Origin of the sequence: Ramlibacter paludis (assembly GCF_022012305.1) — a bacterium.
Taxonomy (GTDB): Bacteria; Pseudomonadota; Gammaproteobacteria; order Burkholderiales; family Burkholderiaceae_C; genus Ramlibacter; species Ramlibacter paludis.
Genome location: NZ_JAKLTM010000001.1, coordinates 832,476 through 852,271, shown reverse-complemented (window position 1 = coordinate 852,271; position 19,796 = coordinate 832,476). Strand labels below are relative to the sequence as shown.

Here is a 19,796-nt window from a genome sequence, read left to right as displayed (position 1 = left end):
TTAACATCGCATCCTCCGGAGGAATGACCGCGCATACTTATTGCGTATCGCTCCAGATTGAAGCATCCTGTCTGCATTGCTCCGGAGGCCGCGATGCTCTTCTCGCATGGTGCCAGTCGCCCCGTTAAAGCTGTGGCTCTGTTCCTGTGCATGGCGCTGCAAGCCTTCGGCGCTCCCATGCAGGCCCCGAGTCGAGCTGCCGTGGAAACCCTGGTCCAGGCAGCCCATGCCGTCGTCGGCGTCGACGTCACCGCCACCGAAGGCGCGCGTTCGGCCGAAACGCTGGGACGCGAGCGCAGCGGCTCCGGCGTGGTGATCGGTCCCGACGGCCTGATCCTCACCATCGGCTACCTGCTGCTCGAGGCGGACAGCATCCAGGTCACCACGCACGACAACCGCACGCTGCCCGCCCGCGCGGTGGCCTACGACCTGGCCACGGGCTTCGGCCTGCTGCGTCCACTCCTGCCGCTGCGCGGCATCACGCCGGTGCCGCTCGGCAGCCCCGGCCAGACCAGCACCAGCGAACCGCTGATGGCAGCGGTCGGCGGTGACGGCATTGGCGTCGCCATGACGCAGCTGGTGAGCCGGCGCGCTTTCTCGGGCTACTGGGAGTACCACATCGAGGGCGCGCTCTTCACCAGCCCGCCGATGCGCAACCACAGCGGGGCGCCGCTCTTCAACCAGCGCGGCGAGTTGCTCGGGATCGGCAGCCTGTTCGTCGGGGATGCCCTGGGCGACAACGGCCGCGTGCCGGGCAACATGTTCGTGCCGGTGGACCTGCTCAAGCCCATCCTCGCGGAGATGCAGGCTACCGGCAGCACGCTCAAGAGCCGCCGGCCGTGGCTGGGGATCAGTTCCACCGAGCAAGGCGGCCGCGTGCAGATCGTGCGGGTCAGCCAGGACAGTCCCGCCGCGGCTGCCGGCCTCGCGCCGGGCGACGTGGTGCTGGCCATCGACGGCACCTCCGTCAGCACGCTGGAGGCGCTGTACAAGGCCTTGTGGGCGCATCCCAGCCCGGAGGAGGAGGTGTTGTTGACCGTGCTGCAGGGCGCGCAGATCCGGCAGCTGACGGTCAAGCCGGTCGACCGCATGACGACGATGCGCCGCCCCGCGGGAATCTGAGCAGTGAGCGATCTGTCCGACAGGCCTTGTAGGCGTAGTCCGACGCGCATGAAGGCGCGGGGCTATAGCCTTCCTGTTCAGTCATAGCAGTCGGGAGGGGCAGTGATGACGTCGGAATTGCAGGAATCCGAGGTGCGGGCGCCGTCGCGCCTGGCGCGCAGCCTGCGCCTCGTCGCCGGTATCGTCGCCCTGCTTCTCCTGTCCGAAGCCATCTGGCTCTGGCAGACCTGGCCGGTGCGGCAGCTGGTGCGGCCGCAGGCGCCAGCGCAACCGATCGCGTCCGGCCGATGAACTTCCCGTCTCCCGCCCGCGCGGGCGCCTTCCTGCGCCGCCATGCCTACGACTTCGCGCGCGGGCTGCTGGTGGTGTGGGCGCTCGGGCTTTGCGTGGCCGCGGTGCAGCTCGGAAGCTGGCGCCAGGAGCTGACCCGCACGCTCATGCAGTTGAACGCGGATGCGCAGTTCCGCGCGCGCGTGCAGCGGCGCGAGGCGGTGGATCCCGAGTGGTACCGGCGCAAGGCGCTGTCGCTGCTGTCGGCCACCGAGCGGATGCGCCGGGACACCGCCTGGAAGCTGTTCATGCCCGGCTCCTGGCAGGTCTTCGACGACCTCGAGGAACAGCTGCGCGAACGCATCGCCCGCGAGTTCGGCGACATCGTGGTCGAGACGATCCGCCGCGAGCTCTATGCCCGGGCCAGCGCGCTGACCGGCGTGCCGCAAGCCCCCGGCGGCGACCTGCAGATCGATGGCGAATGCCAGTCCCCGTCGCCGGCCAATCCCGAGCGCAAGCTCACCGCGGCCGCTGAAGACCTGCCGGAGTTCGTGGCCGTTGCCGACTACGTCAGGCAGGTGGAGCAGCTCGATGCCGCCGTGCAGGCCTTCCTGTCCTTGCAGTACGCAGCCGGCCAACCGCAGCAGTTGCGCCAGCTGGTGGCCTACACGCTGCACACCGAATTGCCCGGCGACCTCGCCCGCAGCGCGGTCCTCTTCCACGGGCCCGAAGAAGTCAGCCTGCAGCCGGCGCTGATGCAGGCGCGCCTGCAATGGGCGACGCGCTGCTCGCTGGCCAAGGCCATGACGGCGCTGCACTCGCGCCTGCTCAATACCAACGACCTGTTCGCGCTGGAGCAGGGGCTGGTCGCGCGCAGCGCCGGCCTCTTCGACGCCACGGCGCGGCCCGTCGCCTTCGACCGCACGGTGGAACGCTATCGCGCCGTGCAGGCCCTGCTGGACGACCAGGAGGCGCTGCTCACCAAGGGCCGCAACGACTGGATGCGCAGCGGCACCCTGCAGCTCGGGCCGGCCTACCAGCAGGTGCTGCAGAAGATCGCCGCCACGCGCCTGCTCGGCCCCGAGGTCCTGCGGCAGGTCGAAGGCCAATCGGGCGCGGCCTTCGCGGAATTCCGGCGCCAGTTCCAGGCGGCCTTCGGCAGCCAGGGCGAACCCGGCATCGTGTGGCTCGAGAAGGAACAGCGCTTCGGCCTCTCGCCCGATCGCGCGGGCCTGCGCGTGGGCCTCGCCGCCTTGCTGAAGGCGCCTTTCATGGCCGAAGAAGGGCCGCACAACGCTGCCCGCGTGCGCACCGGCGGCTCGCTGGTGCTGGCCACGGACGAAGCCCGCACGCTGGCCGACGCGCGCGTGCGCTTCCTGAGCGATCACCTGGCCACCTTTCCCGCGTATGCGCAGCCCGTGGTGGGGCGCGTCGTCGATGCCCGCGTCTCCGAATTGATCTACCAGAAGGCCTACCGCAGCCTCAAGGCCGGCCTGCCCGCCGACACGCAGGAGCCGCTCGATCCGGTCAGCTTCCGCCAGCAGCGCGACCAGGTCGTGGCGCTGCAGGCGCTGCTGCGCGAGACCGGCGGCCCGGGCTTCGGCGACCGGCTGGCGGCCACGGTCGATGGCGAGTTGCTGCGGCGCCTGGCCGTGATCCAGGAAGACCTGCGCCAGCAACCGCTGCAGGATGCGCGCGGCAGCGATTTCGGCTGGTGGCAGGGCGAAGGCCTGGCGCTTTCGCAGGCGCTGGGAAGCGCCGAGCCGCCCCCGGTCATGGTGAGCCGCCTGGCCACGCGCCTCGACCTTTTGAGCCAGCAGGCGCGCGCGATGATCGCGCTCGGCACCCCTGCGCTGGTCGGCGATCCCGCGGTGCAGCGCTGGCTGCGCCTGCAGGCCGAACTGGAGCGCTACCACGCGCGCGGCGCCGACAGCAGCCTGCTGCGGCTGGAGCGCTACCTCGTCGCGCTGGGACCGGACCTGCGGCGCGAGAACTGCGCCGAGCGCCTGGCCGCGCAGGTGCCGGCCACCGGCAACGAAGACGAAGTGGCGCAGCGACTGCTGCAGATCCACGGCGCGCTCGTGAGCCGCTGCACCGAACTGCGCGTGCAGGCCGCTTCGGTGGCGGGGCCATCCACCGGCACCCTGCCCGCCGGCGCGCAGTAGTTCAGCCCGCGAGTCCGTCGCGCACGGTCGGATAGCGCAGCCGGACGCGCAGCTCGCGCTTCATGCGCGTGTTGTCCAACAAGCGCGATTCGCCCATGAAACTGAGCAGCATCAGGGGCAGCTGCTCCTGCGCGGTGCTGCGCGGCACCCGGGGCGGGCGCGGCAGTCCGTACAGGTCCGCGGCCAGGTCGAAGTAGTCACCCATCTTCAGCGCGCTATCGTCGCTGGCGTTGTAGCTGCGTTGCGGCCGGCCGCGCCACACGGCCGCCGCCAGGGCGCGCGCCAGGTCGTCGGCGTGGATGTGGTTGGTGTAGACGTCGTCCTCGGCGCGCAGCACGGGCGTGCCCTTGTGCAGCCGCTCGCGCGGCGTGCCGCCGGCGCGGTCGCTCGCATAGATGCCCGGGATGCGCAGCACGCTGGTGCGCGTGCCGCTGGCGCGCCCGAAGGCGTGCAGTTGCCGTTCGGCGTCGACACGCCGCTGCGCGCGCGGCGTGTGCGGGCGCACGGCCCGTTCCTCGCCGACCCGGGCACCCTGGCAGTCGCCGTAGACACCGGTGGTGGAGGCGTAGACGAGGGCCGCCGGCGCGGTGCGCAGGCGCAGCGCGCGCAGCAGCGCCTGCGTGCGGCGGTCGCGCCACCACTCGGCGCCGGGCTCGCCGGGCGGCGGCGCGAGGTGGACCACGCGATCGGCGAGGCCGGCCAGCCGTCCCAACGAGCGGGGATCGTCAAGATTGCCGCGCAAGGGAACCAGTCCCCGGGCCCGCAGTTCTGGCACGCGCTGCGGCGAAGACGTGAGGGCCAGCACGCGGACGCGCGGGGCGAGCTCGCGCGCGAGGCGCAGGCCCACGTCGCCGCAACCGACCACCAGCACCCGGGTGCGGCGGAAACGGCCGGGCAGCGCGCCGAGCGGGGTCTGGTTTGAGGGCAAAATCCGATGTTCCAGGCAGTACTACAGAGCACTAGGATAACCAACGCATGACCGCCGCCACGCCCGCGGGCCCCTTCCAGATCACGGTGCAGCCGAGCGGCCGTTCCTTCAGCGTCGAACCCGGGGAGGCCATCCTCGCCGCGGCGATCCGCCAGGGCATCGGCCTGCCCTACGGCTGCAAGGACGGCGCCTGCGGCTCCTGCAAGTGCCGCAAGCTCGAGGGCCAGGTGGTGCACGGTTCCCACCAGAGCAAGGCCTTGTCCTCGGAAGAAGAAGCGAACAACCTCGTGCTGACCTGCCGGGCGGTGCCGCAGACCGACGTCGTGCTCGAGTCGCGCCAGGTCACCGACGAAAGCGCCTTCCCGATCCGCAAGATGCCCTCGCGCGTGATCACGCTGGAGAAGGTCTCGCACGACGTGATGGTGGTCAAGCTGCAGTTGCCGGCCAACGACACGCTGCGCTACCACGCGGGCCAGTACATCGAATTCATCCTGCGCGACGGCGCGCGCCGCAGCTACTCGATGGCCAACGCCCCCCACATGGGGCCGGCGGTGGAACTGCACATCCGCCACATGCCCGGCGGCAAGTTCACCGACCACGTGTTCACGGCGATGAAGGAAAAGGAAATCCTGCGGGTCGAAGGCCCGTTCGGCAGCTTCTACCTGCGCGAGGATTCCGACAAGCCCATGGTGCTGCTGGCCTCCGGCACCGGCTTCGCACCGATCAAGGCGCTGATCGAACACCTGCAGTTCAAGGGCAGCCAGCGCCAGGCCGTGCTCTACTGGGGCGGCCGGCGCCCGTCGGACCTGTACATGGACGCCTGGGTGCGGGACCGCCTGGCCGACATGCCGAACCTCCGCTACGTGCCGGTCATCTCCAACGCGCTGCCCGAAGACAACTGGACCGGCCGCACGGGCTTCGTCCACAAGGCGGTGATGGAGGACTTCCCCGACCTCTCGGGCCACCAGGTCTACGCCTGCGGCGCGCCCATCGTCGTCGACTCGGCGCGCGCCGAGTACAGCAGCCAGTGCCGGCTGCCGCCGGAGGAGTTCTACGCGGACGCCTTCACGACGGAAGCCGACAAGCACCGGGATTGACCGCCCCGGATTATTTCGCGCTTCAGTGGATCCGAACGACGCCGAGAATCAGCAGGGTCCAGGCGGCAAGAGAGAAACACACTCCACCGATCCACACGACCCGGCTCTTCATGAGACCGGGGCCGCGCACATGCGAGCGATGGTGCGCGCTCGGCGCTACATTGCCACTCAACTTCAGCCAGTGTGAATGCATGTTTGCTCCCGTTCTTAGAGTGACTGCCCACGCTCCACCCTCATATTGTTCATCGCCATCAAGTGTCGGTATGTAACTGCGAGTGTTTTGTGTACCTGCGTAAGTTGCAGTTTCAGCGCCGGCTCGACTGCCAGTGGGCGTAGGCCTGGTCGATGCGGGCCTGGCGCGACGCGGCATGCAGGTCGGTCAGGGGCGCGGCGGGACCGGCGCCCATCGCATGCGTGCCGTGCTGCGCGCCGTGGTGCATGCCGACGTGCGTGGCGGCGTGCTTCTTCTTCGCGGTCTTCTTGTGGCTCTTCTTCACGGCGGCCTTGGGCGCGGCGGCGTTCGTGGCCGCATCGGCCTTGGCGTCGGTGTTGGGCGCGGCGGCCATCGCGGAACCGGCGGCCAGCGCGGCCGCGATCATCAGGGCTTGGAGCTTCATGGTGTGTTCCTTGTTGCGGGTCTGCCTCATCACAACGCGCGAGCCCTTCGCGCGCTTGTCGGACAATGCCTTCCATGAAACGCAGACACCTCCTTCTGGGCGGCATCGCCGCCAGCGTCGCCGGCACCGCGTTCGCGCAGGGCCGCCCCATCCGGCTCATCGTTCCGTATGCGGCCGGCGGCCCGATCGACGTCACCGCGCGGCTGCTCGCCGAGCGCGTCAAGGAATCGCTGGGCACCGTCATCATCGACAACAAGCCGGGCGGCGGCGGCAACATCGGTGCCGACCTCATCGCCAAGGCGCCCGCCGACGGCCTCACGATCGGCATCTCCGCGGTGGCCACGCACGCGATCAATCCCTGGCTCTTCTCGAAGATGCCGTACGACCCGGTGAAAGACTTCGCGGCCATCACGCAGATGGTGCGGGTGCCCAACGTGCTGGTGATGAACGCGGACACCGCCGCGCGCCTGAAGATCAACAACGTGCGCGACCTGATCGCGTATGCCAAGGCGAATCCCGCCAAGCTGAATTACGGCAGCGGCGGCAACGGCAGCGCCGGCCATCTCGCGGGCGAGATGTTCAAGCGCGACGCCGGAATCTACGCCGTGCACATCCCGTACAACGGCGGCAACCCGGCACAGCTGGCGTTGCTTTCCGGCCAGGTCGACTTCAATTTCGACAACCTCGCGACCGCTGCGCCGAACATCCGCGCGGGCAAGCTGAAGGCGCTGGCTGTGACCACTTTGCAACGTTCGCCCAGCCTGCCCGAGGCGCCGCCGGTGGCCGAAGTGCTCAAGGGTTTCGCCATCGACACCTGGTGGGGCCTGGTCGCCCCAGCCGGCACGCCCCGGGAAGCGGTGCAGCGCCTGAACACGGCCTTCGTGGCGGCGCTGAATTCGCCGGAAGCAAAGACTCGCTTTGCCGCGCTGATGGCCGAACCCGTGGCGACCACGCCCGACGAATTCGCAGCCTTCATGAAATCCGAGCTCGTCAAATACGAAAAAGTCGTGAAGGCGTCGGGCGCCAAGGTGGATTGAGGCTGAGCCGCGGCTCCTACGCCGCCTGTGGGATTCGTCTTACAAAAGAGGGCGGAACCAGCCTCGACAGTGAACCTCCAAGCACAACGCGAGGAGCCGCCATGAGGTTGCAGCGTACTCTTCTGGGGATGGTCGTGATCGTTGCCGCGGCCGCTGCGGCAACGGCGCATGCACAGGGCGCGCTGCGATGGCGCGGGGCGGACAACGGCGTGGGCCTGCAGGCCGACCGCGCGAGCTTTCGCGTCAACGTGCAGGCCGGCGCGGTCGACACCTATCCGCTGGACCACCTGCTCGGATCCTCGCAAGCCACGGGACTGAACGTGAAGCTGGTCGGCAAGACCGGCTGGTTCAGCGACGTCGGCGTCTATGGCCGCATGGGCACCCTCACCGGCCGGCCGCTGCAAGGCGCCGGTCCCGACACCAGCACCATGGGCTATGGCGTGGGCGTGAGCTGGGACCTGTCGCCGCGCGCGACCGCGAGCCTGGGCTGGGACACCTACGACGTGCGCGGCGCCAGCGACATCCGCGGCACCAGCCTGGGCCTGCGCTGGCGCTACTGAGGCGGCCTATTCGCCGAGGTAAGCGGCGCGCACCTTCGGGTCGTTCAGCATTTCCTTGGCATCGCCGCTCATGCTGATGAGGCCGGACTCCATCACGTAGCCACGGTCGGCGATTTCCAGCGCGCGGCTGGCGTTCTGCTCCACCAGCAGGATGGTCACGCCGCGGGCGTGCACGTCGCGCACCACCTCGAAGATCTTGTCCACCATGATGGGCGACAGGCCCATCGACGGCTCGTCCAGCAGCAGCACCTTGGGCCGGCTCATGAGCGCGCGGCCCATGGCCAGCATCTGCTGCTCGCCACCCGACATCGTGCCGGCCAGCTGGTCGCGGCGTTCCTTCAGGCGCGGAAAGATGCCGAACACCTTGTCCATGTCCTCGGCGATGCCTGCCTTGTCGCGCCGGATGTGCGCGCCCATCTGCAGGTTCTCGGTGATGGTCATGCGGGTGAAGACGCCGCGGCCTTCCGGCACCATCGCCAGGCCCTTGCGCACCATGTCCCAGGCGCCCTTGCCGCGGATGCTCTCGCCCAGGTAGTCGATGTCGCCGTCGTTCATTGGCAGCAGGCCCGTGATGGCCTTCATCGTCGTGGTCTTGCCGGCGCCGTTGGAGCCGATCAGCGTGACCAGCTCGCCCTCGCGCACTTCGAAATCCACGCCCTTGACCGCCTGGATGCCGCCGTAGGCGACCTTCAGGCCGCTCACCTTCAACAGCGTCTGGCTCATTCTTCTTCTCCGTTGGCCGCCACCGCCGGCGCGCTGCCGGTCGCCTTGTGGCTGTGGCCCAGGTAGGCCTCGATCACCTTCTCGTCGCGCTGCACGTCATAGGGCGAGCCTTCGGCGATCTGCTTGCCGTAGTCCAGCACCGTCACGCGGTCGCAGAGGCCCATGACCAGCTTCACGTCGTGCTCGATCAGCAGGATCGTGCGGCCGTCCTTGCGGATCCGGTCGATCAGCTCGCGCAGCACCACCTTCTCGGTGGAGTTCATGCCGGCCGCGGGCTCGTCCAGCGCGATCAGCTGCGGATCGGTGGCGAGGGCGCGCGCGATCTCGAGCCGGCGCTGGTCGCCGTACGACAGCGTGCGCGCCTTGTAGTCGGTGAACTTGCCGATGCCGACGTATTCGAGCAGTTCCTGCGCGCGCTTGGCGATCGCCGCTTCTTCTTCCTTGAACTTGCGGGTGCGGAAGATCGCGCCCAGCAGGCCCGAACCGGTGCGGATGTGGCGGCCCACCATGACGTTTTCCAGTGCCGTCATGTCCGCAAACAGGCGGATGTTCTGGAAGGTGCGTGCGATGCCGGCTTTCGCCACCTCGTGCACCGCGCTGGGCGTGTAGGGCTTGCCGGCCAGCTCGAAGGTGCCGCTGTCGGGCGTGTACAGCCCGGTGATCACGTTGAAGAAGGTGGTCTTGCCGGCGCCGTTGGGGCCGATCAGGCCGTAGACCTGGCCGCGCTCGATGGTGAGGCCGACATCCGACAAGGCCTGCAGGCCGCCGAAGCGCTTGGAGATGCCGCCGACGCGGAGGACGGTGTCGCTCATTGCACCTCTCCCGCCGGGCGGACTTTTCCGTGTTCACGCGTCGGCCAGAGCCCGCGCGGCCGCAGCAGCATCACGATGATCATCGCCAGCGCGATCAGCAGCTGGCGCAGGATGGAGGCGTCGAGGCGGCCGCCCGTGATCGACTGCAGGTCCAGCACGCCCGACACCCAGCGCAGCACCTCGGGCAGCGCCGACAGCAGCACCGCGCCCAGGATCACGCCCGGCAGGTGGCCGATGCCGCCCAGCACCACCATCGCGACGATCATCACCGACTCCATCAGCGAGAAGGATTCCGGCGAGACGAAGCCCTGGAAGGCCGCGAACATGGTGCCCGACACGCCGCCGAAGGTGGCGCCCATGCCGAACGCCAGCAGCTTCATGTTGCGCGTGTTGATGCCCATGGCCTTGGCGGCGATCTCGTCCTCGCGGATCGCCATCCAGGCGCGGCCGATGCGAGAGAGCTCCAGGCGGTGGCAGATCACCACGCTCACCGCCACCAGCAGCAGGAACAGGTAGTAGTACTTGGTGACGGAGTTGAGCGTGACGCAGGACGACTCGGCCCAGCAGAACACGTCGGTCTGCCCCGCGAGGTTGAGGCCCTCGATACCCAGGCTGTCGAACTTGAACAGCGTGATCGAGTCGATCTGGCTCAGGCCCTTGGGACCGTTGGTGAGGTTCACCGGGTGGTCCAGGTTGTTCAGGAACACGCGGATGATCTCGCCGAAGCCGAGCGTCACGATGGCGAGGTAGTCGCCGCGCAGCTTGAGCGTGGGCGCGCCCAGCAGGATGCCGAACAGGCCCGCGACGATGGCGGCCAATGGAATGGTGAGCCAGATCGAGGTGTGCAGCCCGTTCGGGAACATCTGCGCGAACCAGGGGAAATTCTCCGCCAGGTGCGGCGACGCCATGAGGCCGTACAGGTAGGCACCGATCGCGAAGAAGGCCACGAAGCCCAGGTCCAGCAGGCCGGCGTAGCCGACCACGATGTTCAGCCCCAGCGCCAGCAGCACGTACAGCAGCGCGGTGTCGGCGATGCGCACCCAGAAGTTGCCGGCCGCCTGCAGCAGCAGCGGCAGGATGGCGAGCGCCAGCGCTGCCAGCACCCAGACGACGGTCTTGTTCTGCTTGTTCAGCATCATGCTTGCTCCTTACGCCCGGTCCGCCACGCGTTCGCCCAGCAGGCCCGAGGGGCGCAGCGTGAGGATCACGATCAGCACGATGAAGGCGAAGATGTCGGAGTAGTGGCTGCCCAGCACGCCGCCCGTGAGCGCGCCCAGGTAGCCCGAGCCGATCGACTCGATCAGTCCGAGCAGCACGCCGCCGACCACCGCGCCGGCCAGGTTGCCGATGCCGCCGAACACCGCCGCCGTGAAGGCCTTCAGGCCGGGCAGGAAGCCCATGGTGTGCTGCACCGTGCCGTAGTTGGACGCGTACATCACGCCGGCGATCGTCGCCAGCACGGCGCCGATGATGAAGGTGGCGGAGATCACGGTATCGGGCTTCACGCCCATCAGCGCCGCGACGCGCGGGTTCTCCGCGGTGGCGCGCATCGCGCGGCCCAGGCGCGTGTAGTTCACCAGGTACATCAGGATGGCCAGCGACAGCACCGTGACGCCGAGGATCATGATCTGCGTGGTGGTGATCACGGCGCCGCCGAACTGGATCGGCTTCGGCGGCAGCAGCGTAGGATAGGGCTTGTAGTTCGGCTTGAAGATGATCATCGCCAGCGTCTGCAGCAGGATCGACATGCCGATGGCGGTGATCAGGGGCGCGAGCTTGGGACTGTTGCGCAGCGGCCGGTAGGCCACCTTCTCGATCACGAAGTTGAGGGCCGATGCCACGACGCAGGAGATGAGCGTCGCGAGCAGCAGCAGCAGCCAGCCCGGAATGCCGGGCAGCGACTCCTGCGCGGTGGTGATGATCGCCCAGCTGGTGAGCGCGCCCACCATCAACACCTCGCCGTGCGCGAAGTTGATCAGGTTGATGATGCCGTACACCATGGTGTAGCCCAGGGCCACCAAGGCATACATGCTGCCCAGGACCAGACCGTTGATGATCTGCTGCAGCAGGATTTCCATAGCGCTGTTCTCCGTTTCTTGCCGCGTTCGTGGACTTGGACGCCTTCTTGGGGCGCAGGGTCCATCTAGCAAAAAACCCGCCAGACACGTTGTGGGCGGGTATGCGGCGGATTGTAAAGGCGGCGCCTGACACTCCCGCCGCGCGTTTCTAGGGGTTTTACCCTCCCGGCTGGCGCTTGTTCAAGTTGCGCAACTCGCGCAGCTTGTCGCCGATCTTGATTTCGAGGCCGCGTTCCACCGGCCGATAGAACTCCGGCGGCTTCATCCCTTCGGGGAAATAGGTCTCGCCCGCTGCGAAGCCGCCGTCCTCGTCGTGCGCGTAGCGGTATTCCTTGCCGTAGCCCAGGTCCTTCATCAACTTGGTGGGTGCATTGCGCAGGTGCATGGGAACGGGCCGCGTCCCCTCCTTGCGCACCAGCGCGCGCGCCTCGTTGTAGGCCTTGTAGACGGCGTTCGACTTCGGCGCCACGGCCAGGTACACCAGGCACTCGGCCAGCGCCAGCTCGCCTTCGGGCGTGCCCAGGCGCTCGTAGACGTCGGCGGCATCGAGCGCGATGCGCAGCGCGCGCGGATCGGCCAGGCCCACGTCCTCCACCGCCATGCGGATCATGCGCCGCGCGATGTAGCGCGGGTCGGCCCCGCCATCGAGCATGCGCACGAACCAGTACAGCGTGGCGTCCGGGTCCGAGCCGCGCATCGACTTGTGCAGCGCGCTGATGGTGTCGTAGAACTGCTCGCCGCCCTTGTCGTAGCGGCGCATGCGCTCGCCCAGAACCTTGAGCAGCCAGGCGTCGTCGATTTCGGTGCGCTTTTCCTTCGTCGCCGCGACCGCCAGCGTCTCCAGCGTGTTCAGCAGCCGGCGCGCATCGCCGTCGGCGTAGGCGATCAGCCGGTCCAGCGCGGCCTCCTCGATTGCCGGCACGGCATCGATGGCTTGCGCGCGCTGCACGATCTGCTTCAGGTCGTCTTCAGTCAGGGGCTGCAGCACGTAGACGGCAGCGCGCGACAGCAGCGCCGAATTCACTTCGAACGACGGGTTCTCGGTGGTGGCGCCGATGAAGGTGAAGAGGCCCGACTCGACGTGCGGCAGGAAGGCGTCCTGCTGGCTCTTGTTGAAGCGGTGCACCTCGTCGACGAAGACGATGGTGCGCCGGCCGTGGCCCTGCGCGATCAGGGCCTGCTCCACCGCTTCGCGGATGTCCTTGACGCCGCCCAGCACTGCGCTGATGGTGATGAACTGCGCGTCGAAGGCGTCGGCCATCAGCCGCGCGATCGTGGTCTTGCCGGTGCCGGGCGGCCCCCAGAGGATGCAGGAATGCGGCTGGCCCGACTCGAAGGCGATGCGCAGCGGCATGCCTTCGCCGAGCAGGTGCTGCTGGCCAATCACCTCGCCCAGCGATTTGGGCCGCAGGCGCTCGGCCAGCGGCGCGGTGGCGGAGGGGACGGCCTTGCTGCTCATGCGCCCGAGTTTATAGTCCGCCCCATGGCTACGGCGCTCTGGTCCACCTTCTCCGCCCTGCTCGGCGCCCTGGTCGGCGGCGGCATCAGCTTCCTGCTCAATCGCCAGCAGTTCCGCAACCAGCTGCGCATCCTGCAGGAGCAGCACAAGGTGGAGTTCATGGCGGAGGAAACGGCGCGCCATTTCCTGTCGCACAAGAGCTTCACCGACCGTTCCTTCGAAACGCTGCGCAATCACCTCGGCGGCTTCGAGGACGACGAACTGCGCAAGATCCTCGTGCGGGCGGGCGCGATCCGCGTGTTTCGCGACGACGGCAGCGAATGGTGGCGCCTGCTGTCGCGGATGGACGAATACATCGAGCGCAAGCAGCTCGATCAGATCGCGCGCGAGATCTGAAGGAGGCTGGGGTTGCACCCCAGCCTACGGTCAGGGCGCCTTGACGACGTCCGCCCCCTGCGGCGGCGTGAAGCGGAAGGCGTCGGCCGGCACGCCGGCATTCACCTGCATGCCGTTGAACGTGAGCAGCGAACGCTGGCCGAAGCTGTCGGTGATGTCCAGGGCCGCGAGCTGCTCGCCGCGGAAGCCGACCTTCATGCTGGCCAGCTGCCCTTCCTTGGTGCGCGGCAGGGCCTGCACCCATTGCATGCCGCCGCTATCGGGCAGCGCGCTCAGGTCGAAGTCCTTCTTCAGCGTTTCCAGGTCGGGCGCGGCGGCGATCAGCGCCGCCGGCGTGGAACCCAGCACCTTGGCCTGCTTGCGCGAAGTCACCTGGTTCAGGTCGACGTCGTGCATCCACAGCGTCTGGCCGTCGGCCACGATGGTCTGCTCGAAGGGCTTGCGGTAGACGAAGCGGAAGCGGTTCGGCCGCTCGAAGTCGAAGGTGCCGGTCGAAGTCTTGGTCTTGCCGGCCTGCCCGTTGCGAGGCGGCGCGGAGACGACCTGCGTGAACTCGGAATGCCCGGTCTTCGCGGTCTTGATGAAATTCTCGAGGCTTTCGATCGGGCCCGCGTTCGCCGCGAGGCCGGCGCCGGCCAGCAGCGCGGCGGCAAATAGTTTCTTCATGGATGTTCTCTCCCAACAGGACATTGTCCGTTGGGTGGCGCCGGAGCGGCTAAGTTCGTTACGGAACGTTAGGGAAACTCATTCGGAGCGGCCGGGCACGAGGATTTCGCGCTGGCCGCGACCGTTCATCGGACTGACCAAGCCCGCCTTCTCCATCGCTTCCAGCAGGTTCGCCGCCTTGTTGTAGCCGATGGAGAGGTGCCGCTGCACCAGCGAGATGCTGGCTTTCTGGTTCTTGAGCACGATTTCCACGGCGCGGTCGTACATCGGGTCGCCCTCGCCGCCACCTTCCGCGCCCGGGAGGCCGCCCATTGCGCCGTCCTCGCCGTCGACCGTGCCGCCTTCGAGCACGCCTTCGATGTAGTTCGGCTCGCCGCCCTGCTCCTTCAGGTAGGCCACCACGCGGTGCACTTCCTCGTCGCTCACGAAGGCGCCGTGCACGCGCACCGGCAAGCCCGTGCCGCTGGCCATGTAAAGCTGGTCGCCCATGCCGAGCAGCGCTTCGGCGCCCATCTGGTCGAGGATGGTGCGGCTGTCGATCTTGCTCGAGACCTGGAAGGAAATGCGGGTCGGGATGTTGGCCTTGATCAGGCCCGTGATCACGTCGACGCTGGGGCGCTGCGTGGCGAGGATCAGGTGGATGCCGGCGGCGCGCGCCTTCTGCGCCAGCCGCGCGATCAGTTCCTCGATCTTCTTGCCCACCACCATCATCAGGTCGGCGAGCTCGTCGATCACCACCACGATGTAAGGCAGGCGCTCCAGCGGCTCCGGGCTTTCCGGCGTCAGGCTGAAGGGGTTGTAGATGAACTGTTCCTTCGCCTTCGCCTCGTCGATCTTGTTGTTGTAGCCCGCGAGGTTGCGCACGCCCAGCTTGGACATCAGCTTGTAGCGGCGCTCCATCTCCGCCACGCACCAGGTCAGGCCGTTGGCGGCCTGGCGCATGTCGGTCACCACCGGCGCCAGCAGGTGCGGGATGCCTTCGTAGACCGACATCTCCAGCATCTTGGGGTCGATCATCAGCAGGCGCACGTCGCGCGCCTCGGCCTTGTACAGCAGGCTGAGGATCATCGAGTTGATGCCGACCGACTTGCCGGAGCCGGTGGTGCCGGCCACCAGCACGTGCGGCATCTTCGCGAGGTCGGCCACCACCGGGTTGCCGACGATGTCCTTGCCCAGGCCCAGCGTGAGCTGCGACTTGGCTTCGTTGTACGCCTGCGAACCGAGGATCTCCGACAGCTTGATCGACTGCCGCTTGGCGTTGGGCAGTTCCAGCGCCATGTAGTTCTTGCCGGGGATGGTCTCGATCACCCGGATCGAAACCAGCGACAGCGAGCGCGCGAGGTCCTTGGCGAGATTGACGACCTGCGAGCCCTTCACGCCGGTGGCGGGCTCGATCTCGTAGCGGGTGATCACCGGGCCGGGCTGGGCCAGCACCACGCGCACTTCCACGCCGAAGTCCTTGAGCTTCTTCTCGATCAGGCGCGACGTCATCTCCAGCGTTTCGTTGGAGACGGTCTCCTGCCGGCTGCTGGCGCCATCGAGCAGGTCCACCTGCGGCAGCTTGCTGTCCGGCATCTCGGTGAACAAGGGCTTCTGGCGCTCCTTGGCGACGCGCTGGCTCTTGGGCACGTCGATGACCACGGGCTCGATCAGCACCGGCGTCGGATGGTGCTCCTCGATCTCGATGCGCTCCTCCTGCACCGTCTCCTCGCGCTCGCGCGCGGCGCGCTCGCCCAGCGCCAAGTCTTCGGCGATCTCGCGCTTTTCACGGCGCGATTCGATGAAGCCGTCGACCGCGGCGCCTATGCGTTCGGCGACGTGGCTCCAGGAGAAGCGGAACACGATGGCGGCGGCCAGCACCATCAGCGCCACGAACACCAGGCCTGAGCCGGCAAATCCCAGCCACTGCACCGCGGCCGGCCCGACGAGATAGCCGAGGGCGCCCCCGGCATGGTCCGGCAGGTGGTCTTCCAGGCGATAGAGGCGCGACCACTCGAGGCCCGTGCTGGCCAGCATGAGCACGCCCAGGGCGAGCCAGAAGGCGAGGCGACCGCGCAGCCACTTGTGGCCGGCGGGCGCCGGCTCGCCCGAACGCATCCAGCGCGCCAGCGAAGCAAGCCAGGCGCGCACGCCAGCGGCCAGCATCCACCAGGTCGAGAAACCGAAGACGAAGTAGCTGGCGTCGGCCAGCAGCGCGCCGAGGCGGCCGCCCATGTTGTCGATGGTGGCGTGGCCCCCCGAGGTGGAGAAGGCCGGGTCCTGCAGCGAATGGGTCACCAGCGCCAGGAACCAGTACACGAGGCAAACGGCGCCCAGCAGCAGCGCGGTTTCGTGGGCAAAGCGGCCCAGGCCGGTGCGCGGGGCAGGCGCCGGCGCCGTGTCGGTCAGGGTGTTCAGGGAGTACGTCATGCGCAAGCAGAGCTTAGCGCAGCAGGCGCTCACGTCCGAGCGCCCTGTTGTTTGCCGTCAACCCAGCGTCGTCAGCCTGTCCTTGACGATCATCGAACCGTCTTCCTTGGTCTCGATGAAGCCGCGGTCTTCCAGGTCCTTCATCACGCGGCTGACCATCTCGCGCGAGGCGCCGACCATCTTGGCGATGTCCTGGCGGGAGATGCGTTCGCGGATGGTCATCACGCCCTCGCGGTCCGGCTGCGCGAACTCCAGCAGCGCGCGGGCCACACGGCCGTAGACGTCCATCAGGGCCAGCGACTCGATCTTGCGGTCGGCCTGGCGCAGGCGCTGCACCAGCCCCTTCATGATCGCGTACGACATGGAGCTGTTCTCCGGCAGGCAGCGCGCGAACTCGGCGCGGCCCAGCGTCAGCATGTCGGTCTGCACCTCGGCACGGCAGGTGGCCGAGTGCGGCTCGTTGTCGATCAGGCTCATCTCGCCGATGTAGTCACCGGGGTTGAGCGTGGCGAGGATCACCTCGCGGCCGCGCTTGTCGGAGGTCACCACCCGCACCCGGCCGGTGAGGATGATGTACAGCGTGTTGGACTTCTCGCCCTGCTCCACGATGGTCTCGCCGCGCTTGAAGCGCCGCTTGATCACCGCATCGGCAACACCCTCCGCCTGGGACGATGTCAGCAGGGCAAACAAGGGCACCCGGCGAATCAGTTCCAGGTTGGACAGCATCGACATGTTTCAAATCCCTCCAGTCCGGCGGCCTGCCATCGCTTCTTACAATCGAACGGATAGAGATCGATGAAGCATCCGGCGCGCGTACCCCGTTGATACTTCTCGACTTGGCCCGAAATGTACACTGACCTGTGGCGTATATCACACAGGTTTTTCCATCATGACCAACAAGCACGCCAAAGTACTGATCCTCGGTTCCGGCCCCGCCGGCTACACCGCCGCCGTTTATGCGGCCCGCGCCAACCTCAAACCGCTGCTGGTCACGGGCATCGCGCAAGGCGGGCAACTCATGACCACCACCGAGGTGGACAACTGGCCCGCGGACGTGCACGGCGTGCAAGGCCCCGAGCTGATGCAGCGCTTCCTGGAGCACGCGGAACGCTTCAACACCGAGATCGTGTTCGACCACATCAACAAGGTCGACTTCTCGAAGCGCCCGTTCACGCTCACCGGCGATAGCGGAACTTACACCTGCGATGCATTGATCGTCGCCACCGGCGCGTCCGCGCAGTACCTGGGCCTGCCTTCGGAGACCGAGTTCATGGGCAAGGGCGTGAGCGCCTGCGCCACCTGCGACGGCTTCTTCTACCGCGACCAGGTCACGGCGGTCATCGGCGGCGGCAACACCGCGGTCGAAGAAGCGCTGTACCTGTCGAACATCGCGAAGAAGGTGTTCCTGGTGCACCGCCGCGACAAGTTCCGCGCCGAGCCCATCCTGGTCGACAAGCTGAAGCAGAAGGAAGCCGAGGGCAAGATCGAGTTGAAGCTGTTCAAGACGCTCGACCAGGTGCTGGGCGACGCGAGCGGCGTCACCGGCGTGCGCCTGAAGGACACGCAGACCGGCGCCACCGAGGACCTGAACCTCCAGGGCTGCTTCATCGCCATCGGCCACAAGCCCAACACCGACATCTTCCAGGGCCAGCTGGAGATGAAGGACGGCTACATCATCACGCGCGCCGGCCTGCAGGGCTTTGCCACCATGACCAGCGTGCCGGGCGTGTTTGCCGCCGGCGACGTGCAGGACCACATCTACCGCCAGGCCATCACCAGCGCCGGTACCGGCTGCATGGCAGCCCTGGACGCCCAGCGCTTCCTGGAGCAGGAGGAATAACCGCCTCCAGCGGTCGGTTACCCGCCGGGCTATAATTGCGGGCTTCGCCGGGACACCCCGGCCGGATACCGCCCCCGTCAGGGCGAGGTGAGCCCTTCACGTGAGTGACCGGGCGGTTCTAGGAGAGTGCCGATGGCACGCGTCTGCGACGTAACGGGCAAGGGCCCGATGGTGGGGAACAACGTCTCCCACGCCAACAACAAGACCAAGCGCCGGTTCCTGCCGAACCTGCAATACCGCCGTTTCTGGGTCGAGGCGGAAAACCGCTGGGTGCGCCTGCGCGTGACCAGCGCCGCGCTGCGCCTGATCGACAAGAACGGTATCGATGCCGTGCTCGCAGACATGCGCGCTCGCGGCCAAGCCTAAGGAGAACCGAGATGGCAAGCAAAGGCGGACGCGAAAAGATCAAGCTGGAGTCCACGGCGGGCACCGGCCACTTCTACACGACCAGCAAGAACAAGAAGACGATGCCTGAAAAGATGTCGATCATGAAGTTCGACCCCAAGGCTCGCAAGCACGTCGAGTACAAGGAAACGAAGCTGAAATAAGCTTCGGTCCCCCAGAAAAAAGCCCCGCATCGCGGGGCTTTTTCTTTACTGGTAGCGCGGGTCGTCCGGATACCGGTCGCGGTTGTTGCGCACGCCGTCGCCGTCGCGGTCGCGGCTGGTTCGGGGGAAAGCCGAGGCGTAGGGCTGGCCCCAGTTGCCCCAATTGCCCCAGTTCCCGTAGCCGTAGCCGTAGTAGCCACCGTTGGCAGCCGCGGTGCCCGGGGGCACCAGGCCGCGCTGTTCGGCCAGGCGCACGTCGTAATTGCCGTTGGCGTCGCCACCGGCCTCGGGGTTGATGTTGTCGCACATGCCGCGCGTCACGCAGGCGGCCTGGTCGGCCTGCGCGAGGCCCGCCGCACCCAGTGCGCCGGCGACCAGCAGCACGGAAAGCATCTTCTTCATGGTCTTGCTCCTTGCGGGGGGAAGTCCCCTTTTCTCCATTGGAGCCCCTGCGCTTGTCCAGCACGTGTAGCGCGGGTAGCCATTGCATGTGGGACTGTGACCGCTCGTACGGCAGGAGAAGGAACACGCGCCTTTGTCCGACAGGACGGTCGGCGGTGGGCGCACACCATGGGACCTACCCACAGGAGATCGACAGATGAGCATCCTCGGCAAGATTTTCGGCCGCATCTTCCCCCACGCCAACGCGGCCCAACCCGCTCCCACGGCCACGGCGCAGCAGCCCGCACCCTCCGCTCCGCAAGCGCAGCCGGCCCCGTCCTCCGGCGGCGCCCCTGCCGCGGCAGCCACGATGGAGCGCGTCGACATCGAGCAGGTGCTCGACGGGATGGCCGCCAAGAACGCCCAGAAGCTGAACTGGCGCACCTCCATCGTCGACCTGATGAAGCTGGTCGGCATGGACAGCACGCTGCAGGAGCGCAAGGAGCTGGCCGACGAACTGGGCTACAGCGGCGACAAGAACGACAGCGCCGCCATGAACATGTGGCTGCACAAGGAAGTGATGAAACGCATGGAAGCCAACGGCGGCAAGGTGCCGGCAAACCTCAAGGATTGAGCGCCGCGCAAGAAAAAGGCCCGCGACTGCGGGCCTTTTTCATTGGGGGGTCAC

21 protein-coding genes and 1 pseudogene are annotated in these 19,796 nt (G+C 67.6%); 11 read left to right on the top strand and 11 right to left on the bottom strand.

From position 1 onward, the window contains the following. Positions 1-201: 201 nt before the first annotated feature. From LZ009_RS04400 to LZ009_RS04390, 3 genes are all read left to right on the top strand, one after another. Positions 202-1,122, top strand: coding sequence for a S1C family serine protease (locus LZ009_RS04400; RefSeq protein ID WP_275696649.1), 921 nt, complete (start codon positions 202-204; stop codon positions 1,120-1,122). A gap of 105 nt (positions 1,123-1,227) precedes the next feature. Then, the gene (locus tag LZ009_RS04395; protein WP_275696648.1) at positions 1,228-1,413 is read left to right on the top strand and encodes a hypothetical protein; all 186 of its coding nucleotides are present in this window, start codon (positions 1,228-1,230) and stop codon (positions 1,411-1,413) included. Further along, positions 1,410-3,557: a hypothetical protein gene (locus LZ009_RS04390; protein WP_275696647.1), complete on the top strand. Its 2,148-nt coding sequence runs from the start codon at positions 1,410-1,412 to the stop codon at positions 3,555-3,557. Before LZ009_RS04395 ends, LZ009_RS04390 begins: the two co-directional genes overlap by 4 nt. 1 nt (position 3,558) lies before the next feature. Here the strand turns inward: LZ009_RS04390 and LZ009_RS04385 are convergent, their stop codons facing one another. Continuing rightward, positions 3,559-4,485 (bottom strand): NAD-dependent epimerase/dehydratase family protein, encoded by a 927-nt coding sequence (locus tag LZ009_RS04385; protein WP_275696646.1) that lies wholly within the window; start codon positions 4,483-4,485, stop codon positions 3,559-3,561. 47 nt (positions 4,486-4,532) lie between these two features. On the opposite strand from LZ009_RS04385, the gene LZ009_RS04380 reads away from it, so the two are divergent. Continuing rightward, entirely contained in the window at positions 4,533-5,582 is a 1,050-nt protein-coding gene (locus LZ009_RS04380) for a CDP-6-deoxy-delta-3,4-glucoseen reductase (RefSeq protein WP_275696645.1), read from the top strand. A gap of 305 nt (positions 5,583-5,887) precedes the next feature. Here LZ009_RS04380 and LZ009_RS04375 read toward each other — a convergent pair whose 3' ends face one another. Next, positions 5,888-6,199, bottom strand: coding sequence for a hypothetical protein (locus LZ009_RS04375; RefSeq protein ID WP_275696644.1), 312 nt, complete (start codon positions 6,197-6,199; stop codon positions 5,888-5,890). A gap of 74 nt (positions 6,200-6,273) precedes the next feature. On the opposite strand from LZ009_RS04375, the gene LZ009_RS04370 reads away from it, so the two are divergent. Both LZ009_RS04370 and LZ009_RS04365 read left to right on the top strand, forming a co-directional pair. Continuing rightward, complete coding sequence (locus tag LZ009_RS04370; protein WP_275696643.1) at positions 6,274-7,236, top strand: Bug family tripartite tricarboxylate transporter substrate binding protein; 963 nt, start codon at positions 6,274-6,276, stop codon at positions 7,234-7,236. 101 nt (positions 7,237-7,337) lie between these two features. Further along, positions 7,338-7,796 (top strand): hypothetical protein, encoded by a 459-nt coding sequence (locus tag LZ009_RS04365; RefSeq protein ID WP_275696642.1) that lies wholly within the window; start codon positions 7,338-7,340, stop codon positions 7,794-7,796. A 6-nt stretch (positions 7,797-7,802) separates the two neighbouring features. Here LZ009_RS04365 and LZ009_RS04360 read toward each other — a convergent pair whose 3' ends face one another. From LZ009_RS04360 to LZ009_RS04340, 5 genes and pseudogenes are all read right to left on the bottom strand, one after another. Next, complete coding sequence (locus LZ009_RS04360; protein ID WP_275696641.1) at positions 7,803-8,519, bottom strand: ABC transporter ATP-binding protein; 717 nt, start codon at positions 8,517-8,519, stop codon at positions 7,803-7,805. A gap of 56 nt (positions 8,520-8,575) precedes the next feature. Next, positions 8,576-9,331, bottom strand: a pseudogene (locus LZ009_RS04355) (ABC transporter ATP-binding protein); the annotation flags it as partial. Beyond that, complete coding sequence (locus tag LZ009_RS04350; RefSeq protein WP_275697115.1) at positions 9,328-10,467, bottom strand: branched-chain amino acid ABC transporter permease; 1,140 nt, start codon at positions 10,465-10,467, stop codon at positions 9,328-9,330. The gene LZ009_RS04350 and the pseudogene LZ009_RS04355, both read right to left, overlap by 4 nt. 12 nt (positions 10,468-10,479) lie before the next feature. After that, positions 10,480-11,409 (bottom strand): branched-chain amino acid ABC transporter permease, encoded by a 930-nt coding sequence (locus tag LZ009_RS04345; RefSeq protein ID WP_275696639.1) that lies wholly within the window; start codon positions 11,407-11,409, stop codon positions 10,480-10,482. 157 nt (positions 11,410-11,566) lie between these two features. Then, on the bottom strand, positions 11,567-12,868 hold the full coding sequence (locus LZ009_RS04340) for a replication-associated recombination protein A (protein ID WP_275696638.1): 1,302 nt from the start codon (positions 12,866-12,868) through the stop codon (positions 11,567-11,569). Positions 12,869-12,892: 24 nt separating this feature from the next. On the opposite strand from LZ009_RS04340, the gene LZ009_RS04335 reads away from it, so the two are divergent. Further along, positions 12,893-13,264 carry a hypothetical protein gene (locus tag LZ009_RS04335; protein ID WP_275696637.1) on the top strand — a complete coding sequence of 124 codons (372 nt, stop codon included), beginning with the start codon at positions 12,893-12,895 and terminating at the stop codon, positions 13,262-13,264. Between the two features lie 30 nt (positions 13,265-13,294). Here the strand turns inward: LZ009_RS04335 and lolA are convergent, their stop codons facing one another. The 3 genes from lolA to LZ009_RS04320 all read right to left on the bottom strand — a co-directional run bounded on the left by lolA (position 13,295) and on the right by LZ009_RS04320 (position 17,071). After that, positions 13,295-13,930, bottom strand: coding sequence for an outer membrane lipoprotein periplasmic chaperone LolA (gene lolA / locus LZ009_RS04330; protein WP_275696636.1), 636 nt, complete (start codon positions 13,928-13,930; stop codon positions 13,295-13,297). A 78-nt stretch (positions 13,931-14,008) separates the two neighbouring features. Continuing rightward, positions 14,009-16,339, bottom strand: a complete 2,331-nt coding sequence (locus LZ009_RS04325) for a DNA translocase FtsK (protein ID WP_275696635.1) — start codon at positions 16,337-16,339, stop codon at positions 14,009-14,011. Positions 16,340-16,396: 57 nt separating this feature from the next. Then, positions 16,397-17,071, bottom strand: coding sequence for a Crp/Fnr family transcriptional regulator (locus tag LZ009_RS04320; protein WP_275696634.1), 675 nt, complete (start codon positions 17,069-17,071; stop codon positions 16,397-16,399). 157 nt (positions 17,072-17,228) lie between these two features. Here LZ009_RS04320 and trxB point away from each other — a divergent pair, with 157 nt between their 5' ends. From trxB to rpmG, 3 genes are all read left to right on the top strand, one after another. Further along, positions 17,229-18,179: a thioredoxin-disulfide reductase gene (gene trxB, locus LZ009_RS04315; protein ID WP_283254114.1), complete on the top strand. Its 951-nt coding sequence runs from the start codon at positions 17,229-17,231 to the stop codon at positions 18,177-18,179. A 132-nt stretch (positions 18,180-18,311) separates the two neighbouring features. Continuing rightward, complete coding sequence (gene rpmB / locus LZ009_RS04310) at positions 18,312-18,545, top strand: 50S ribosomal protein L28 (RefSeq protein ID WP_275696633.1); 234 nt, start codon at positions 18,312-18,314, stop codon at positions 18,543-18,545. 11 nt (positions 18,546-18,556) lie between these two features. After that, positions 18,557-18,727 carry a 50S ribosomal protein L33 gene (rpmG, locus tag LZ009_RS04305; RefSeq protein ID WP_055899695.1) on the top strand — a complete coding sequence of 57 codons (171 nt, stop codon included), beginning with the start codon at positions 18,557-18,559 and terminating at the stop codon, positions 18,725-18,727. A 45-nt stretch (positions 18,728-18,772) separates the two neighbouring features. Here the strand turns inward: rpmG and LZ009_RS04300 are convergent, their stop codons facing one another. Beyond that, complete coding sequence (locus LZ009_RS04300) at positions 18,773-19,129, bottom strand: hypothetical protein (RefSeq protein ID WP_275696632.1); 357 nt, start codon at positions 19,127-19,129, stop codon at positions 18,773-18,775. Between the two features lie 196 nt (positions 19,130-19,325). On the opposite strand from LZ009_RS04300, the gene LZ009_RS04295 reads away from it, so the two are divergent. Next, positions 19,326-19,742 (top strand): DUF3597 domain-containing protein, encoded by a 417-nt coding sequence (locus LZ009_RS04295; RefSeq protein ID WP_275696631.1) that lies wholly within the window; start codon positions 19,326-19,328, stop codon positions 19,740-19,742. Positions 19,743-19,796 lie beyond the last annotated feature (54 nt).

Coding starts and splice junctions, on each gene's coding strand:
- trxB (WP_283254114.1), top strand. CDS start 17,229: ATGACCAACAAGCACGCCAAAGTACTGATCCTCGGTTCCGGCCCCGCC.
- rpmB (WP_275696633.1), top strand. CDS start 18,312: ATGGCACGCGTCTGCGACGTAACGGGCAAGGGCCCGATGGTGGGGAAC.
- LZ009_RS04300 (WP_275696632.1), bottom strand. CDS start 19,129: ATGAAGAAGATGCTTTCCGTGCTGCTGGTCGCCGGCGCACTGGGTGCG.
- LZ009_RS04335 (WP_275696637.1), top strand. CDS start 12,893: ATGGCTACGGCGCTCTGGTCCACCTTCTCCGCCCTGCTCGGCGCCCTG.
- LZ009_RS04325 (WP_275696635.1), bottom strand. CDS start 16,339: ATGACGTACTCCCTGAACACCCTGACCGACACGGCGCCGGCGCCTGCC.
- LZ009_RS04380 (WP_275696645.1), top strand. CDS start 4,533: ATGACCGCCGCCACGCCCGCGGGCCCCTTCCAGATCACGGTGCAGCCG.
- LZ009_RS04395 (WP_275696648.1), top strand. CDS start 1,228: ATGACGTCGGAATTGCAGGAATCCGAGGTGCGGGCGCCGTCGCGCCTG.
- lolA (WP_275696636.1), bottom strand. CDS start 13,930: ATGAAGAAACTATTTGCCGCCGCGCTGCTGGCCGGCGCCGGCCTCGCG.
- LZ009_RS04375 (WP_275696644.1), bottom strand. CDS start 6,199: ATGAAGCTCCAAGCCCTGATGATCGCGGCCGCGCTGGCCGCCGGTTCC.
- LZ009_RS04370 (WP_275696643.1), top strand. CDS start 6,274: ATGAAACGCAGACACCTCCTTCTGGGCGGCATCGCCGCCAGCGTCGCC.
- LZ009_RS04295 (WP_275696631.1), top strand. CDS start 19,326: ATGAGCATCCTCGGCAAGATTTTCGGCCGCATCTTCCCCCACGCCAAC.
- LZ009_RS04360 (WP_275696641.1), bottom strand. CDS start 8,519: ATGAGCCAGACGCTGTTGAAGGTGAGCGGCCTGAAGGTCGCCTACGGC.
- LZ009_RS04365 (WP_275696642.1), top strand. CDS start 7,338: ATGAGGTTGCAGCGTACTCTTCTGGGGATGGTCGTGATCGTTGCCGCG.
- rpmG (WP_055899695.1), top strand. CDS start 18,557: ATGGCAAGCAAAGGCGGACGCGAAAAGATCAAGCTGGAGTCCACGGCG.
- LZ009_RS04390 (WP_275696647.1), top strand. CDS start 1,410: ATGAACTTCCCGTCTCCCGCCCGCGCGGGCGCCTTCCTGCGCCGCCAT.
- LZ009_RS04320 (WP_275696634.1), bottom strand. CDS start 17,071: ATGTCGATGCTGTCCAACCTGGAACTGATTCGCCGGGTGCCCTTGTTT.
- LZ009_RS04345 (WP_275696639.1), bottom strand. CDS start 11,409: ATGGAAATCCTGCTGCAGCAGATCATCAACGGTCTGGTCCTGGGCAGC.
- LZ009_RS04340 (WP_275696638.1), bottom strand. CDS start 12,868: ATGAGCAGCAAGGCCGTCCCCTCCGCCACCGCGCCGCTGGCCGAGCGC.
- LZ009_RS04350 (WP_275697115.1), bottom strand. CDS start 10,467: ATGCTGAACAAGCAGAACAAGACCGTCGTCTGGGTGCTGGCAGCGCTG.